Source organism: Actinotignum saccati (genome assembly GCF_051265055.1).
Classification (GTDB): domain Bacteria; phylum Actinomycetota; class Actinomycetes; order Actinomycetales; family Actinomycetaceae; genus Actinotignum.
This window is the reverse complement of record NZ_JBOZCC010000003.1, coordinates 180794-197516: the sequence shown is the minus strand read 5'-3', so window position 1 is coordinate 197516 and position 16723 is coordinate 180794. Positions and strand designations below refer to the sequence as shown.

Annotated in this window: 12 protein-coding genes; 6 read left to right on the top strand and 6 right to left on the bottom strand. The window is 61.9% G+C overall.

Annotated features, from left to right (window positions below):
• Nucleotides 1-47: 47 nt before the first annotated feature.
• A complete protein-coding gene (gene dapA / locus ACRQEC_RS03665) occupies nt 48-935 on the bottom strand; it encodes a 4-hydroxy-tetrahydrodipicolinate synthase (RefSeq protein ID WP_087070094.1) in 888 nt (295 codons plus the stop codon).
• 316 nt (nt 936-1251) lie between these two features.
• On the opposite strand from dapA, the gene ACRQEC_RS03660 reads away from it, so the two are divergent.
• Nucleotides 1252-2016 carry an IclR family transcriptional regulator gene (locus tag ACRQEC_RS03660; RefSeq protein ID WP_301575020.1) on the top strand — a complete coding sequence of 255 codons (765 nt, stop codon included), beginning with the start codon at nt 1252-1254 and terminating at the stop codon, nt 2014-2016.
• A 327-nt stretch (nt 2017-2343) separates the two neighbouring features.
• Nucleotides 2344-3474: an L-talarate/galactarate dehydratase gene (locus tag ACRQEC_RS03655; RefSeq protein ID WP_284889831.1), complete on the top strand. Its 1131-nt coding sequence runs from the start codon at nt 2344-2346 to the stop codon at nt 3472-3474.
• A gap of 837 nt (nt 3475-4311) precedes the next feature.
• On the opposite strand, the gene ACRQEC_RS03650 is transcribed toward ACRQEC_RS03655, so the two are convergent.
• From ACRQEC_RS03650 to ACRQEC_RS03640, 3 genes are all read right to left on the bottom strand, one after another.
• Nucleotides 4312-5202 carry a dihydrodipicolinate synthase family protein gene (locus tag ACRQEC_RS03650; protein WP_284889832.1) on the bottom strand — a complete coding sequence of 297 codons (891 nt, stop codon included), beginning with the start codon at nt 5200-5202 and terminating at the stop codon, nt 4312-4314.
• Nucleotides 5203-5433: 231 nt separating this feature from the next.
• Nucleotides 5434-7020, bottom strand: coding sequence for an L-serine ammonia-lyase (locus tag ACRQEC_RS03645; protein ID WP_284889833.1), 1587 nt, complete (start codon nt 7018-7020; stop codon nt 5434-5436).
• A gap of 129 nt (nt 7021-7149) precedes the next feature.
• The gene (locus ACRQEC_RS03640; RefSeq protein ID WP_284889834.1) at nt 7150-8004 is read right to left on the bottom strand and encodes a GmrSD restriction endonuclease domain-containing protein; all 855 of its coding nucleotides are present in this window, start codon (nt 8002-8004) and stop codon (nt 7150-7152) included.
• Between the two features lie 564 nt (nt 8005-8568).
• Here ACRQEC_RS03640 and ACRQEC_RS03635 point away from each other — a divergent pair.
• Nucleotides 8569-8808 carry a hypothetical protein gene (locus ACRQEC_RS03635; protein ID WP_284889835.1) on the top strand — a complete coding sequence of 80 codons (240 nt, stop codon included), beginning with the start codon at nt 8569-8571 and terminating at the stop codon, nt 8806-8808.
• Nucleotides 8809-8987: 179 nt separating this feature from the next.
• Here ACRQEC_RS03635 and ACRQEC_RS03630 read toward each other — a convergent pair whose 3' ends face one another.
• A complete protein-coding gene (locus ACRQEC_RS03630; RefSeq protein WP_284889836.1) occupies nt 8988-11411 on the bottom strand; it encodes an LPXTG cell wall anchor domain-containing protein in 2424 nt (807 codons plus the stop codon).
• 34 nt (nt 11412-11445) lie between these two features.
• On the bottom strand, nt 11446-14049 hold the full coding sequence (locus ACRQEC_RS03625) for a hypothetical protein (protein ID WP_284889837.1): 2604 nt from the start codon (nt 14047-14049) through the stop codon (nt 11446-11448).
• 417 nt (nt 14050-14466) lie between these two features.
• Between ACRQEC_RS03625 and ACRQEC_RS03620 the strand changes: the two genes are divergently transcribed.
• The 3 genes from ACRQEC_RS03620 to ACRQEC_RS03610 all read left to right on the top strand — a co-directional run bounded on the left by ACRQEC_RS03620 (nt 14467) and on the right by ACRQEC_RS03610 (nt 16636).
• Complete coding sequence (locus tag ACRQEC_RS03620) at nt 14467-15021, top strand: DUF4232 domain-containing protein (RefSeq protein ID WP_284889838.1); 555 nt, start codon at nt 14467-14469, stop codon at nt 15019-15021.
• A gap of 95 nt (nt 15022-15116) precedes the next feature.
• Entirely contained in the window at nt 15117-16304 is a 1188-nt protein-coding gene (locus tag ACRQEC_RS03615; protein ID WP_284889839.1) for a hypothetical protein, read from the top strand.
• Entirely contained in the window at nt 16301-16636 is a 336-nt protein-coding gene (locus ACRQEC_RS03610; protein WP_284889840.1) for a type II toxin-antitoxin system HicB family antitoxin, read from the top strand. The genes ACRQEC_RS03615 and ACRQEC_RS03610 overlap by 4 nt, the downstream gene beginning before the upstream one ends.
• Nucleotides 16637-16723: the final 87 nt, after the last annotated feature.

The window sequence follows — 16723 nt, the reverse complement described above, 5'->3', positions numbered from 1 at the left end:
GCCGCAGGTATCGGCAGCACCGCGCGGCACGTTGAGCCGCGAGCGGCTTAGATATTGGTGACCGCTTCGACGGCCTTTTCGAGCGCCGGGCGGAATTCGGGGGCAAGTTCACGGGCCGGTGCGAAGCAGTAGCCCGCTTCCACACCCGCCATGCGCAGGCCTTCTTTGAGGACCACCGGGAAGGTGGCCACGTCCACGAGGTTGCGCAGCGGCGAGAGCGCATTTTGCAATTCGAGGGCGCGTTCGCGGTTGCCGGCGCGGTATTCGTTGTAAATGCTGGAAACGAGCTTGGGCGCAATATTCGCGGTGGAGGCGATGGCGCCGGCGGCTCCCAGGCACAGGGCCGGGTAGATGAGGGTATCGCGGCCCATAATCACATCGAAATCATCGGGGAGTTCGCGGATATAGTCCCCGGTCAGGGTGAGATTCCCGGCCGAATCCTTGATGCCGATGATATTGGGGACATCCACCAGTTCGAGCATGGTTGTCAGGGCCACCGGGACCTGGGTGCGGCCCGGGTTGGAGTACACCAGGATGGGCAGATCGGTTTCCGCCGCGATGTTCTTATAGTGTTCGACCAGTTCGGACTGGGTGGGGGTCATGAAGTAGGGGGTGAGGACCGAAAGAGCGGATACCCCGCCCACTTCTTGGACCATATGCGCGGTTTTAATGCAATCGCGCGTGGTAATTTCCGAGGCGCCGGCGTAGACCGGGACCCGGCCATTGGCCTGCTCCACGGCAATTTCAACAACGCGGCGCTTCTGGGCATTATCGAGACCGTAAATTTCGCCGGAGCTGCCGAGCACGAAAATGCCGTGCACGCCGTTGGTAATCGTGTAGTCAATGACGTCGCGCAGACCCTGCTCCAGCAAGTTTCCTTCGCGATCTAAGGGAGTGACGAGAGCGGGAATCACGCCTTCTGCATGGAACTCCATAGTTCTCCTTGGTTGCGGCTTCAGTTTCGACTTCAGCAACGAAGTGCGAAACTTTGTGGACAGTCAGCTACGTATGTAGACACTAGTATTAAAACGCGATAGCGGTACTACAGGCTGGGACTAACGTCTGAGGTATGCGGAGCGACACAGGTATCCAGCGGCGCAGTTCCGGGGAACTTGTTGCGCTGTCCTTTACTATGGAACCTAGGAAAATGGAAGAAATCATCGTGGTACCGTGGCATCTCTGAGGTACCCCACAGCGCGTGGCGTCTCACCGCTCGCCGTGGTACCGCGGCTACGAAGGTGTTGGATTCGTTTGAGAGCTACAAGCACAACTAGTGGCGGTGTTCGCCCCGTAAAATCTGCCTCGCGCACGGTTGACCTGCTCGAATTCCTCGGCAGGCGCATTGCCGACCCGCCGCGCCTGGCGGAAATCTGCACGGAGTTAGATGCGCCACGCTCCTCCACCTACGCGCTGCTGCGCACCCTCATCGACGCCGAATGGGTGCAGGCCACCTCCACGGATCGCTATATGCTGGGCATTCGCGCGCTCACCGTGGGCACGGCCTATATCGACGCGGATCCCTACGTGCGGATCGTGCGCCCGATTCTGGTGGACCTGGCGAAGGAGCACGGGGAAACCTTCCACATGGGCCGCTTCGATAACGCGGAAATCGTGTATCTGCTTACCCAGCAATCCGACCGGTCCACCCGTACCTATTCGCGCGTGGGGCGCCGCCTGCCCGCCGCGGCCACCGGGCTGGGCAAGGCGGTGCTGGCCCACCGCCCCGAGGACATTCCGGAGGAGCTGGTGGAGCTGACCGCGCGGACGATCACTTCGCCCACGCAGCTGCGCAAGAACCTCAAAGAAACCGCCGCACGCGGGTACGCCATTGATAACGAGGAAAATACCCTCGGCCTGCATTGTGTGGCATTTTCCCTCCCCTACGAAAGCCCGGTGCGCGACGCTATTTCTTGCTCGGTTCCTAGCGTGCGCTGGAGTGCGGAGCGCGAAGCGGAGCTTGCGGCCGCCATGCGCACGGCCGTCAATCGGATTCTCGATTCCGCGCCGATTGCGTAGCAGGGGTTCCGCGGCGCGGTAGTGTTGCGGCGTTTGCGTAGCGGGGGTTCCGCGCCGATTGCATAGCGCAGATTCAACGGCGCGGTAGTGTTGCGGCGCGCGTTAGCGTAGCGCGCGCCGCCGCGCGTTTTTAACGACGACGCCGCCACCTGGCTTTCTCCCTATTAGCCGCGAAAGTGCGCCACGTGGGGACTTATGTCACATTTGCTATGGTCTACATGTGTAGATACTTGTACTGCCGGTAAATATGATGGCGTCGTGTGTATACCACTGCACGGGCGCCTTTCCGGCATATCTCAGGCAGACCCCAAGGCAAAGGAGCATATTGTGAGCCGGGATACCATCGCACACGTGAAGCTTTCCCACGTTATTTTGCCGCTGAACAACCCGATTTCTGACGCGAAGGTGTTCACCGGGCGGCAAAAGCCCATGACGGAGGTGAATTTCCTCTTCTGCGAGATTGAAACAACCGACGGTCATTCCGGAGTTGGTTTTTCGTATTCGAAGCGGGCGGGTGGGCCGGCCCAATTCGCCCACGCTTCCGAGGTTGCCGATAACCTCATCGGCGAAGATCCCAATGATATTGACCGGCTGCGCGTGAAGTTGCTGTGGGCCGGGGCTTCGGTGGGGCGTAGCGGGGTGGCGGTGCAGGCCATTGCCGCCATTGATGTGGCCCTGTGGGATTTGAAGGCGAAGCGGGCCGGGCTGCCGCTCTCCAAGCTTATTGGCGCCCACCGGGATTCCATCCGCACCTACAACACCTCCGGCGGCTTCCTTTCCTCGCCGCTGGAAGAAGTGATCGAGAATGCGCTGGCTTCCAAGGAGAAGGGTATTGGCGGCATCAAGATCAAGGTGGGTCACCCGGATCACGAGGTAGATTACACCCGCGTCAAGGCGGTGCGCGAGGCGCTGGGCGATGACTTCCCGCTTATGGTGGATGCGAATCAGCAGTGGGATCGCCCCACCGCGAACCGCATGTGCGAGTGGCTGGAAGAATTCAATCTGGTGTGGATTGAGGAACCGCTAGATGCCTACGATTACGAAGGCCACGCGGAGCTCGCGCGGCGTTTCATCACTCCGATTGCTACCGGTGAGATGCTCGCTTCGGTGGCCGAGCACGTCAAGCTCATCGAGAACCACTCCTGTGATTTCATTCAGCCGGATGCTCCGCGCGTGGGCGGCGTTTCGGAGTTCCTCAAGCTGACGAAGCTGGCCGAGCATGCCGGCCTGCAGCTCGCCCCGCATTTTGCCATGGAGATCCACTCCCACCTGGCGGCCACCTATTCCCTGGAACCGTGGGTGGAGCACTTCACCTGGCTGGATCCGCTCTTCAATGAGCATATGGAAATCAAGGACGGCCGCATGATTGTTTCTGACCGGCCCGGCCTGGGAGTGACGCTTTCCGATCAGCTGCGTGCCTGGACGGTGAATACCTTCGAGATCGGCAAGCGGCCTTAACAGGAACGAGTCCCCATCAACCGTTCGGCAACCATGGGTCACCTCGAGATGAACAACAGTTCATCTCGCAGTCAAACCTAAGGAAAACTGGGGCGTGATTGACGGCTATACGCTGACAATCACGCCCCAGGGGTACTAATTTTCACTTCGTATAGCGAGGTTTCGCCTCCGATATTTATAGCCGACCGCGTAGCCCACTGCGAGGATAACGACGGCGAATCGCGTCCACGAAGAATTCTGTATTACGAGCAGTGCTATTGCACTTGCCATATAGAATCCCGCGTGGAGGATTTCCGTGAGACCTTCCCGCCGCCGCCAGGAAAAACTCCACAGCGCTACAGGAAATAGAAGAACGGCCTCAAGAATAACCGGGATATCAGTCCATCCCCCCTGCTCAAGATTGGCAGCGAGGGCTACCAGGATTCCGCCCCACACCCCCTCCGGGAATAGACGCCACCACATCGTTCCTCCTTATTCCACGGAGCTTCAATTCTTGCCGCATTCGGAGTTCCGTCATCAGCGACGCAACTTGTCGAAATTCTTGCGAAGAAGCGTATCTCATATCAGATACATTATTAACATACACGTCAGTGCAGTATTTGAGCAATGTTTCAATCGGAGGGTGGATTATTTTTCGACCGTCGATTCTGCGTTTTTCGGCAGTCACCCACGACTGAGTATTTCCCGGGCAACGGCGTGGGCAAGGAACACAATGGCCAGTTGGCCCCGGGGTGGGCGGAAAATCCGCCCACCCCGGGCGTCGTCGTATTTAATGCGCGCGTATGTGATACGCGACGTTTAGCGCGCTACTTAACGCAGTACTTAATGCGCGCGTATTTATGCGCGTACTTCGCGCAGCAGCGTCGCGATTTTCTCCGAATCCTCCGCGCTCAGCGGGACCTGCGGGGCGCGCATCAACGGCGAGCACTCCACCCCGCACAAACGCACACCCTCCTTAATCGCAGCAATGAAAATATCACCGATCTCATACACCGCAGCCAAACGCGTAATCTTCCCCAACTCCGTGGCCGCGCGCGTAACATCCCCGGCCTCATACGCCGCATGCATCGCCGCAAACACCTCAGGAATCAAATTCGTCAGGCCCGAGAGCACCCCGGCCCCGCCACACACCCTATTCCCAATGTAATACTCATCAAAACCAGAAAGCACCGCGAAATCCGGGCGCACCTTCCGCACCTCGCGAATCACCCGCCGGGTATGGCTCTGGGTATCCACCGTATCCTTGAGCGCCACAATATTTTCGTGCCGAGCCGCCAGCTCAGCCACCAACTCCGGACTCAAATCCGCACCCGTACGCTCCGGGAAGTTATAAAGCATAACAGGAAGCTGCGTCGCGCCCGCAACCTCGTCATAAAAATCAAGCGCCCGCCCGTGCGAATGCCCGAAATAGAAGGGCGGCAGGGCCACCACCCCATCCACACCAGCCGCCTCAGCAGCCGCGATATTCTCCAGCACCTCACCCAAACGCGCCGCGCTCACCCCGGCCAGCACCTGGAAACGCCCCGCGGCCTGCTTGACCGCGAACTTCAAGAACTCGGCCTTCTCCTCGGTCGAGAAAGAGAAAAACTCCCCAATCGAGCCGAAGAAGAGCACCCCGTTGAGCCCGGACTCGGCAAGACGATCAATATGGGCAGCCATCGCCGGATAATCAATCGCACCCGAATCGTCGATCAACGTGACCGACGGGCAATACACACCAGAAAACATTCCAACCCCTTGTCAGTGGCGCGCGGCCGGCCACCCCGAATGGGCGGCATGCCGCGACAGTCGTTCATACATCTATTATGGAACTAAGTTCCACCTAATGGGACTGGACGGGGCTTGCGCTACGTCACATTTCGCGGCCGTTTCGGGTAGTTTCCGGCCGTTCGGGCTAGTTCCGGGCCTCTTCACGAAGTTTCGCACCACTCCGCTGAACGGTGCAGCCGAACGGTTCTGCTAGCACTCCACCACATTGACCGCGAGCCCGCCCTCCGAAGTTTCCTTGTATTTGGAGAGCATATCCATCCCGGTTTGGCGCATGGTTTCCACCACCGTATCAAAGGAAACGGTGTGGGAGCCGTCGCCCCACAGCGCGATATAAGCAGCATTAATGGATTTCACCGCGGCCATGGCATTGCGTTCGATGCAGGGGATTTGCACCAGGCCGCCCACGGGATCGCAGGTGAGGCCGAGGGAGTGCTCCATAGCAATTTCCGCGGCATTTTCCACCTGGGCCGGGGTGCCGCCCAGGGCCTCGGCGAAACCGGCGGCCGCCATTGCCGAAGCTGAACCGACTTCACCCTGACAGCCCACTTCCGCCCCGGCAATCGACGCATTCGTCTTAATAATTCCGCCGATAGCCGCCCCGGCGAGCAAAAAATTATACATTCCTTCGCGGGTTGCTTCGGGCACGAAACGTTCATAATACGTGAGGACCGCGGGAACGACGCCGGCCGCGCCGTTCGTCGGCGCGGTGACAATCCGGTGGCCGGCCGCATTTTCTTCGTTGATCGCCAGGGCGAAAAGATTCACCCACCCGAGGGCTTCCAGCTGGTCCGCGCGATGCCCCGCCGCGGTTTTTTCCTCCAGCTCACGAGCCAGCCCGGGGGCGCGCCGCTTCACGCGCAGCCCACCCGGAAGAGTCCCCTCCGTGGCAATACCGGCTTTAATGGCCTCGTCCATGACCGCGTGCACCCGATCCATATGGGCAATAACCGCCGGCTGCGGGCGCAGCGCGGTTTCATTAGCGAGCGCGAGTTCAGAAATGCGCATGCCAGTTTCGGAACAGAGCTCCAGCAGCCGAGCGGCGGTGAAAAATGGGTAGGGGACCGCGGTCTGGGCGGCGTCGGCCTGTTCTTCCGTGGCGAGCGGCGCCACCCGCGGTTCGGCCGGATCGCCCAGCTCTTCCATCACGAAACCGCCACCCACCGAATAATACGTATGTTCAGCGAGGAGCTCCTCGCCCGCCCAGGCGCGCAAGGTTAACGCATTTACGTGGTAGGGCAAAATATCGCGCGGGCGAAAAATAATATCGCGGTCGCGCACGAACGGTGTGGGGGCGAAACCAGGCACGGTGAGGGTGCCGGACGCATCGATAGCGGCTTCCATGCCGTCCACCACCGCGATGGACACATTTTCCGGGCTGTAGCCGGATAGCCCGAGGAGGACCGCGCGGTCGGTATTATGCCCGCGCCCGGTGGCGGCGAGGGAACCGAAAAGATCCACACGCAGGCTCGTGATGCGGGCGCCCGGGGCGCGGGCGGCCAGCAGGGTTGCGAAATGCAGCCCGGCGCGCATGGGCCCCACCGTATGCGACGACGACGGGCCTATCCCCACCCGGAACATATCACATACCCCCAGGGGATTCGCGCGGGTTTCCTCCTCCCCGGATTCGCCGATAGTCCCGGTTACTTGCGTTTCGCCGGCGAGGATGGCGGCGGGCAGGGCGGTGTGCGGGGTGCCGGGGTGACGTTCGCTGAGGGAGACCGGGACGGTATGTGCGGCGTCGTCGAAATCAGGATTGAGCCTTAAACGCGAGGTCATACATGTCCTTCCGGTTGCTGGTCACGCACCGTTTGTGATCATACGGCAAGTGGCCGGGAGCTGCGCGCCCCCGGCCACTTTTGTGCCGCGCCTGTGTGGCTAGCCGCCTATGCGGCTACTGCCCCCAGGCTACTTGCCCGCCGGGCCTTCCCACCCGGGAACCAGCTGGTTCGGGCAGGTCTGCAAGTACTGGGCGAAAGCATCGTGCTCGGCCTGGGTGACGGTCAGCCCGTAGGTGGCCTTCACGCCGATCTGCCGCGCGACGTACTGGCAGGTGAAGTTCTTGTTCGCGGGAACCCATTCGGCGGCGGAACGCCCGGCCTTCTCCTTGGCCTGGTCCGCGGACACGGCCTGCATATTGCGCGGGTCGCTGGCGAAAGCGGCGCGCTGCTCGTCCGTGAACTGGTTGGCTCCCGAAGCCCAGGCGTTATCGAGGCTGACGATGCGGTCCACCACCACGGTCTTGGTGCCGGCTTCCGGGCGCGCGTAATCAACCATATTCCCGGTGTAGCTATCCACCAGGGTGCCGTAGGCGATGCCGCAGCCGGAGGTACCCGGCTGCACGCCCACGTTCACGAGGTCACGGCGCAGAATGTCCGTGTAGACGTTACATTCGTCTTCGTTCAGCCCGGCCGCATCGGGGCCGAACTTCGCCGGATCGGCCTTATCGGTGGCGGAAGGTTCGGCAACCGTGAGGGTGCCGAGAAGCTCGGTTGCGCTTTGCGGGTGGGCCGGGTTCGGGATGACTGCCGGGAGCTTTTCCGGCGGGGTTTCCGAAGCGCCGGGAGTGACGACGGCGGAGCTAGCGGCAGGTGAAGTAGCGGGAGCGGAGGTGGCTGCAGCCTCATCACTACTCTTGGTGCATGCCCCCATCATCCCCGCGAGAATCGCCAAGGACCCCATGGCGGCGGCGCACTTCGCGAGCGAGGTGCGGGCGGTGGTGGATGCGCCGTGGCCGGCGCTGCCAAAACTAGTGCGTGGCATGACTTCCTTCTCTTTTCGTTCTCTTCTCGAATAGATAAAACTGCACGACGCCGAAACGTCGCGTGACAATGGTAGACAAGCAACCGCGCGGATTCAAAGGCGGGGCACATGGTGGAACACCAGGTGAACGCGGTGGCTGGGGTGCGCGGCGGTGGTGGTATGCTGCGGGCTGGTTTGCGGCGCGAGGTGTGCGCGAGCGGCGCAGCGGGGCAGGCGCGGCGCAGCGGGGCGTGCGCGTGGTACGACGACGCCTTCACGACGCCAGGCCCGGGCCGGGGCCACCGTTCAGCACCACAACCCGTTCCACCTCACAAATATGTATTGCGACTACAATTCATTTATTGTAAATTCAAGATATACACGTAGATCCGCGACGGTGAAACAGCCTGTATGAACCGATACATATATGGTTCCGCCACCGGTTTCTAACACAGTGAAAGAAGTGAGCAATGCGGCTTACAAAATCGTTCAGTTCAGTAATTGGAGTATGTCCCGCTCGGCCACCTTCGTGATGCGGTTATCCGAAATTAGCCACTGAGAGTTTTCTATAGAGCGGAGAGAAAAATGGCCGGCCCACATATCAAAGAGTCACGTTTCTGGCGGTATTCCTTGTATGCCATGCCAATTATCCTGCCCCTGGCATTTTGGGCATCGTGGGACATGATTACCGGTCCGGAGTCACGAGGACTTCAAATAGCCCTCGGCATCGGCTTCGCCATTTTCATCTACATCGATGGCGCGATTCTCTTCTGGTGGAACGCGTGGTGGCAAAATCATTGGAAGACTAAGGATTCCCGCCGATGAGACAAAACCCGGCACGGGCGGGCATATATAAGTTTCGAGCTGTACTGCATCCGTAACACAATCGAAGTACACCCGTGAAAACAAGGTGCCCCGCCCGGAGCCAGAACCGATACTGGCCGGGTGGGGCACCTATTCGCAGCACGTGACATCACGCGCCGCCATCTAATGTCTGCATACCACTACTTCACCGCATGCCGCGCGCGGGAACGCCCGAGAACAACCGCGCCGCCGGCGAGCATAAGAAGCGTTGCCGCACCAATAGCACCGCTCATATCGCTTCCGGTCTCGGGAAGTTTCTGAGCGGGAGTTGCATTCTTCGCCGCTGCTCGCTTCGCGGTAATCGTTTTATTTTCTTCCGCGGAATGCTTCGCCTCCGGCTTGCCAGCCGGCTGGGACGGCGACGGCGCAACGGGCGCCTGTCCCGGATTCTCGGGAACCGCAGGCTTCTCCGGGTTGTTCTTCGGGTTCTCCGGCTTCCCAGGTTTCTTCTCGGGCTTCCCAGGTTTCTGCTCCGGAGTCGGGGCCTGCTGACGCGCCAGTTCCAGATCCCGCTGTGCCGCTCGCAAGGCAAGCTCCGCCGCGGTCAGCTCCTGCTGTGCCTCTGCCTGGGCTTTCAGTGCGGACTCCTCCGCTTCACGAGCCGCCTCAAGCGCGAGCGTCGCCTTAGCGTGAGCATCCTGAGCCTTGAGCAGTTCCGCCTCGGCCGCCTGCGCCTTTTCCGTGGCCAGCCGAACATCCCGCTGCCGTTCGTCGTAGGTATTCGACGCGTCGGCGAGCCGGGTCAATTCGGCTTGCTTCTGGGCAGCGGTCGCGCGTGCTTCATTGAGGGTGCGCACCGCTTCCGCGGCAACTTCGCGCGCCTTATCCGCAGCCGCCTTCGCCTGAGCTCCTGCCTCCTTGGCGGCCTCCGCGGTGGCCTGTGCCGCGGTCATATCCTTTTCGGCCTTTGCGAGTCTCTCCGTGGCCTGCACCCAGGTAGGTTCGAGTTCCGCGACGCGTTCCTTGAGCGCACTCACCTTCTCGGTAGCATCGCTTGCTGTCTTATTAGCCGCATCGCGCTTGCCCTCCGCTTCGCGTACCGGAGCTTCGGCTTTTTCAAGCGCTTGTTTCTGAGCGGCAACAGCTGCGTCCATCTTCTCTGCCGCAGCTGCCAGCTGCTCCTGCGCAGCGGCAACTGCGAGCGCTGCTTCCTTTGCCTTTTGAGTAGCTTTTTCAGAGTCAGCCTTCGCAGCCACGAGCTCCTGCGCCCGCTGCTCCGCGACCGCCTGCGCCTGCTGCGCCCTCTGAGCTGTTTCTTCCTTCGTGGCTACGGCTTTCTGGTACGCATCCTTTTTCTGCTGCGTTTCTTCACGCGCCGCTGCCAGCTTCGCTTCAGCCTCTCGATGCGCCGCTTTCGCTTCTTCAAGAGCCTGCTGCTTTTGTTCAGTTACCTTCGCCGCTTCCTCGACTTTTTGCTTCTGCTGCTTGGCCAGATCCTTCACATCGTCATTGTTCTCAGCCAACTTCTCGAGATTTTCTAGCTGTTCGCGCTTCATCTTCTCGATCTTTTGCGCATCCGCGAGCGCAGTCTCGGCATCTTTCTCAGCAGCTTGCTTTTCGGTTTCCTCTGTTACGAGCCGACCCTCTTCTTTTTCAAGCTCCTCGATCTCCGATGCTAGCCGCGCTTCCTTCTGCTCAGCTTCCGCCTTAGCCGCCTCCGCTTCAGTCACGACCTTCTTCGCGACTTGCTCAGCTTCAGCAGCGGTGACCATCGCATCTTGTGCCTTGCTGGCCACCTCAGCCGCGGCATCCTTCGCCGCTTCCTTCGCCTTCACCTCAGCCTGGGCAGCCCAAACCGCGTCCGATTCCTTGCGGACCTTCGCAGCCTCAGCATCGATGACCGCATCACGCTGGGCCCGTGCCTTCTCCAGCTCCTCTTCAGCCTGCACCAGCGCCTCCAGCGCCGCGGTCTTCGCCTGCTCGAGCTGCGCGACTTCCTTGCCCAGCCGCTCCTTATCCGCCCGCGCCGCCGCGTCCACCTCGCGCGCCGTCGTCAGCTCAGCACCGGCCGCCTGCGCAGCCGCGGCCTTTTCCTTAAGCTCAGCTTCTTTTGCGGTGACGCCGCCCGCGGCTTCCCGCGCGCTCGCCTCCGCTTTCTCGTGGGCAATCTGCGCGGCAGCGGCTTTGTCGGCAGAATCTCTGGCCTGCTCAGCCGCCTGCGGGAGCTGGCCCTTCGCGGCTTTCCCCGTCTCACTGACCGCATCCGCGGCCTTCTGGGCGGCCTCCGCTTCCTTCGTGGCATCCGCGAGCTTCTGCTCACCCTGCGTTACCGCAGCTTGAGTTTGCTCCGCCGCTTTTTCGGCTTCCGCTGCCTTGGCTTTCGCTTCCGCGGCGGCCGCGGTGAGTCGCTTCACGTCAGCTTGGCGCGCCGCCACTGTTTCTTGGGCAGCTGCCACGTTCTTTTCTGCTTCGGCAAGGCTAGGCGCGGTTCGCGCGGCGGTAGCCGCGCCGGCGTCGTCGTTATTCTGCACCGGCTGCGCAACGGCGGCACCGGCGGGGAGCAGCGCTACGGCGACCCCCGCGGTGAGGGCGGCGGCGAGGGCGCGGTGAGTGTGGGTCCTCATGGTTATCCTTTGGTCTTAGAGTTAATTGAGATTTTTATGAGTGGGCGCGGCGGCCGCGAGCGCGAACGGCCATCGCGGCTCCGCCGGCCAGCAGCAAGAGCGAGGCCGCGCCGATGGCACTGCTGGTGTCACTGCCGGAAGCGGCCAGAGTCGGTTTGGCGGGGGCCTGGGTACGTGCGGGAGTGTCCGGGCGCGTGGCCGGTGCTGCGGGAGCCTGCGGTTGTGCCGAAGGCGCGGCGGGCTTCGCAGCGGGAGCCGTGGGAGATCCGGGCTGCGCCGGGGTACTCGGCTTCGTATCAGGCTTGGTCTCCGGCTTCACGCCGGGCTTGACCTCGGGTTTCACCTCGGGCTGGCCGGGCTTGACCTCCGGAGCGCCGGGCTTGGGTACATCCGGCTTCGGAGTGGGGGCATCCGGCTTGACCCCAGGCGTGCCCGGCTTCGTTCCCGGTTGATCGGGCTGGTCCGGCTGCGGAGCCGGTTTCACGCCCGGAACGTCAGGCTTGGGTGCGTCCGGCTTTGGCGCATCAGGCTTCGGGGCAGGGGCCTGCTGACGCGCCAAGGTGAGTTGCTGTTCGGCAGCATGCAAGGCGACCGTTGCCGCGCCGAGCTTCTTCTGCGCTTCGGCCTGCGCCGACTGCGCTTGCTGCGCGGCTTCGCGCGCCGCCGTGACGGCCTGGGTTGCTTTCTCATGCGCGGCCCGGGCCTGCTCTGCTTTTTCACCGGCAAGCCGAGCCGCCTCGGCAGCCTGTTGCAGGTGCGCGGCGCGCTCGTCGTACTTCTGAGCCGCGGCGATCAAGCTATCCAGCTGAGCTTGCTGCTGGGCGGCCGCCTTCTTCGCGTTATCAAGGTTGCGAGCGGTTTCCTTCTCAGCTTCCCGCGCGGCTTCCAGCTTCACGTTCGCAGCGCCAAGATCCTTCGTGGCCTGGAGGGCCGCCTCGCGCGCGGCGCTCACACCAGCTTTCGCCGCGGCGAGCTTCTTTTCTGCATCAGCCCAACCCTGCTTCAGCCCGTCTACCTGGGCCTTGAGGTCAGCGAGCTCCTTCGCAGTTTCCGCATGCTTATCGCGCTCGGCATCGTGTGTACCGTGCGCGGCCTTTACCTTCTCATCCTGCGCGGCTTTGGTTTTCTCTGCCTCAGCGTTCACTTCAGTGAGTTTCTGCTGGGCATTTTGCAGGTCCGTGGTTGCCCGCGTTGCTGCTACCTCCGCTTGCTGCGCGGCGGTTTTCGCCTGCTCAGCCGCGGTTTTCTTGCCAGCAACATCCGCGCTGAGATCCTTGGCCGTTTGCTGAGCTTCCTTTAGCTTTTGCCCAGCTTCATCCTTTTTAATAGTGGCGGAAACGCGTTCTTTCCTCTTCTCCTCAAGTTTGCTAAGCGTGTCCTCACGTTCCGCAGCTAATACTTCATATGCGGCCTTAGCCTCGGTGTAGACCTTCTTCTTTTCAGCCACCGTAGCTTCCAGTTTTTTCAGCTCGGCGCGGTGCTCTGCGAGACGGTCTTGCAAGGTTTTCTTCGCCTGGGGCGGAGCGGTCGTAAGTGCTAGCTCAACTTGCTTGATGTCTTGGCGTTTAGCAGCTTCCTTATTTTTCGCCTCATCGAGTGCCTTTTCGGCGTTATCCATAGGAGCCTTGAGCTTCTCCGCAGCCGCGACCTTCTGCTCAGAATCCTTCTCTAGCTGCCCGTGTTCCTTGGACAACCGTGCTTCATCCTGGCTAGCCTTCTCAACCGCGGCCTGAGCTTTCTGTTGGGCTTCATTGGCGGCTTGCAGCTTAGACTCAGCGGCCTTTTGCTCTTTCTCGGCAAGCTCCGCTTCCTGCTGCTTGGCATCTCGTTCAGCAGCCTTCTGCTCAGCAAGTTTCTGAGCCGCAGTCACCGCGCTGATCTCGGCATCGACCTTGATCTTGTCATTCTTGAGCGCTTCGTCGCGCTCGGCTTCGGCCTGGCGCAACTTCTCCTGCGCCTCATCAAGCTTCGTTTGTGCGGCCTTTTCCGCTTCGGCCAGCTGCTTGACTTCCTCACCCAGGCGCTTCTCCACAGCCTTGGCGGCGGTTTCAGCTTCCTCAGCTTTCGTCAAGGCTTTATTGGCAGCTTCTACTTCGGCAGCCTTTTCCTGCGCCAGCTTCTGCTGCTCGCCGAGTTTCTCGGTAGCCTGCTGTAGCTCGGCAGTCGCTTCATCATGCTTGGTTTTTGCGGCATCGGCGCGCTTGGCCGAGTCCTGCGCCTGAGCGCTGGCTTCCTGCAATTGGTTCTTGGCGGCCTCGCCCGCTTCTTTTACTTCCTCAACAGCCTGCTGCGCGGCATCGCGCTCTTTCTGGGCGGCACCAAGTTTTTCTTCTGCTTCCTGGGTAGCAGTAGCAGCGGCAGTAGCGGATTCTTCCGCCTTCTTGAGGTCATCCTGCGCGGCGGAATTCTTCTTGGTGGCCTGATCGAGTTCCGCCTGGCGATTCTGGACTTCAACCTGCGCCGCAGCCACATTCCGTTCGGCTTCCTCCACGCTCAGCGCGGGGCGCGCGGCGTCGGCCACGGGCACCTCGCCCGCTCCGGAAACCGGCTGCGCCTGCGCGGCGCCGGCCGGAACAAGTGCAACGGCTACCCCAGCGGTGAGAGCGGTAGCGACGACGCGGTGAGTCTGGGACCTCATCGTTATCCTTTCAAGGAATATACATCTAGGTGAGAGTGGCACCCTTTGCCTGGGCCACGATTTTACGGGGAACAGTTAATGGCAGAAAAGCCAGATTCGGCTTGGAATTGTCTGGGATTTTCTCGGGAATGCCACCGCATTTTCGCCATTCAGCACTCGCAAGCCCGCAAATAAGCGGATTATTGGTTAATTGCTATTATTTACATATACCCGCATTATTATTCCTTTAACTAGCGGTCGGGCCTTCTGGCCCATGTGACACCACCCCATATCACCCCATTTTGTGGCGCAGGTTACTAGAACGCCGTAGACTGGCGGTGGTGCAGGTTCACTCGCAGGCTGGGTGGCGCCCCGCTGCTGCGGCGTCGTCGTACCAACAACCACACGGGTACGCACGCCTGCATGAAGGAGGTAAGCATGAAACGTTTCGTTCTCGTACCTATGGCCTGTGCCGCGGCGCTACTCTTCGGCGCGTGTTCGGGCAGCGCCACGCAATCCGCGCCGCCAAACGCCGCGAGCGCACCGGCAAACGCACCCGCAGAAACCGCGAGCGCGGATTCACTTTCCCGCTGCGCGCCGGCGGAAATGGCGACCACGCTGGAGTATCAGGACGGCGGCGCCGGGCATCGGTATTACGTGCTGCGGGTGGAAAATACCGGCCGGGTGCCGTGCTTCATTCCGGCGCAGCTCGAGGTTACGCCCATCAGCGCCAACGGGAATATGTTTACCGAGCCGGCACCGGCGACCAGCGCGACCGGGGCGGATGTGGTGCTGGGGCCGGGCGAGCGCATCGCCATGGAGGTGGACGCTATTAATCCCGGCGCGATGTGCCCGGAGAAGATGGTGTCGGGTCTCGATCTTGCGGTGGGGTATCCGGGCACCAGCGTGTATTCCGTTTCCCACGGGGAACAGATGAATTCGTGTTCGTCCGGGGAGGCCACGGTGAAGGTTGGGGATTTTGAGGTGGAGTGAGCGCGGTTCAGTTGCAGGGGCTTGACCCGTAGAATAACAGCTGTGCAGCGTTGCACAAACGGGCGCCGCGCCCGCCGATCCGAGAAGGAGAACCCATGAAACGATTCGCTCCCCCAGCCCTGGCCCTCGCGAGCGCCTTCGCGCTCACGCTCGCCGGATGCACGAATTCTGGCGGTTCGGCCGCGTCGCCCGATTCCAGCGCGTCGGCTGCGAGCGCCACGCCCGCCACAGCACCTGCTCCGGAATTCGCGGCGCTGGCCAGCTCGGAACTCGCCCTCCCCGATTACCTCGCGCGGGCGGTGCGCGACGGCGATGGCACCTATCCCGGCAAAGAACCCGCCCAGGTCACCGTGCCCTTCACCAACGGCACCGCACTCCTCCACGACACCGAGCGCGGCACCCCCGCGCGCACACCCGTCGCCGCCGGTGCCACCCCGAGCGGCAACCTCTTCGAAATCCGCATGGACGATCTGGGCGCCACTACCGTGGGCGGGGTGCCCGTGCGCGGCGTGATTTTCACGAGCAGTATCCGCAGCGCCGGGCCCGAAGCGGCGCCGGAAACTCCGTCGGTCACCTTTGCGTGGTACGACGGCGCCAACCGGCCTATCGCCCAGATCATGCCCGAGGATTACCGGCATGGCAGCGCGCATGCTCCCCGAGTCGACGTAGTGGATATGCAGGCGGACCAGATCTCCCTGAGCTGGGCGCCGCTGGATAGTTTCGGTGGGCAGGCCAGCGTGCGTGGGCGTTTCACGTGGAACGGAAGCGAGTGGGTCCAGGATCAGGTCGAGTACACGCTGGCCGATGGCAGCGTCGTCGTGCAACCGAAAAACGCCGAGCTGGAGTCGCTCGCAACGGCGGAGAAGGCGCGGGAGGCCGGGATGTCCGGCGAGCTGGCCGGGCGCGTGTTCACGGCGGATACTCGGATCGCCGGGTGTTCACTGCGCGGGCCGGACTCGATCACGTACTTCCCCTACGCCTCGTTTATTGCGGATAACCGGGCGGATGTGGCGGCGGGTACCGACGCGAAGGCCGCAGCGGGCGAGCGCGGGCGCTCCTACTGGATCGGGGAGCCCGCGGAAACCGCGCCGGCCGCGGCCACCGATATTCTGTGTGCGCTGGATGGAAATGAGTTCGCCATTTTAGGCGGCAACCGCCGCGAGGCCGCCCAGCTGGTTCCCGAAACCCCGACCAAGCGTTTCGATTCTTACCTGGTGTTGGAGGGCAACCCGGCCGGCGAGGCGCGGTTGAAGGAAATCGTTGCTGCGGAGAATGATTCATGAGCACATACACGGCACGCGCCACCCGCGAGGCGGGCTGGTGGGTGGTCGAGGTGGACGAAGTACCCGGGCTCTTTACCCAAAGCCGAAAGCCTGAGGATATTCCGGATTTGGTGCGTGATGCCCTTGCGCTCTTCCCCCGAAGTGGAACGGGATCCGGCCAGCGCCCGCGTTCGCGTTATCCTTCCGGACTGAGCCAGCCCGCGGCAGACATGGCGAAGGCCGGGGGTCCACGCTCCCCCGGCCTTCTGAAGACTCTCGCGCTAGAACAGCGGATGAAATGGGAACCATCCGGGTTCATCTTGGCTGCGACTGAGCCTGTCCCCGGGAGATAACCAGTCTCCCGGCAGCGGAACGGGTCCACGCCTCCCGTTGCTTTCCGCTGACATGTTCTATATAACCCGAGGTTCCCTAAAATACCA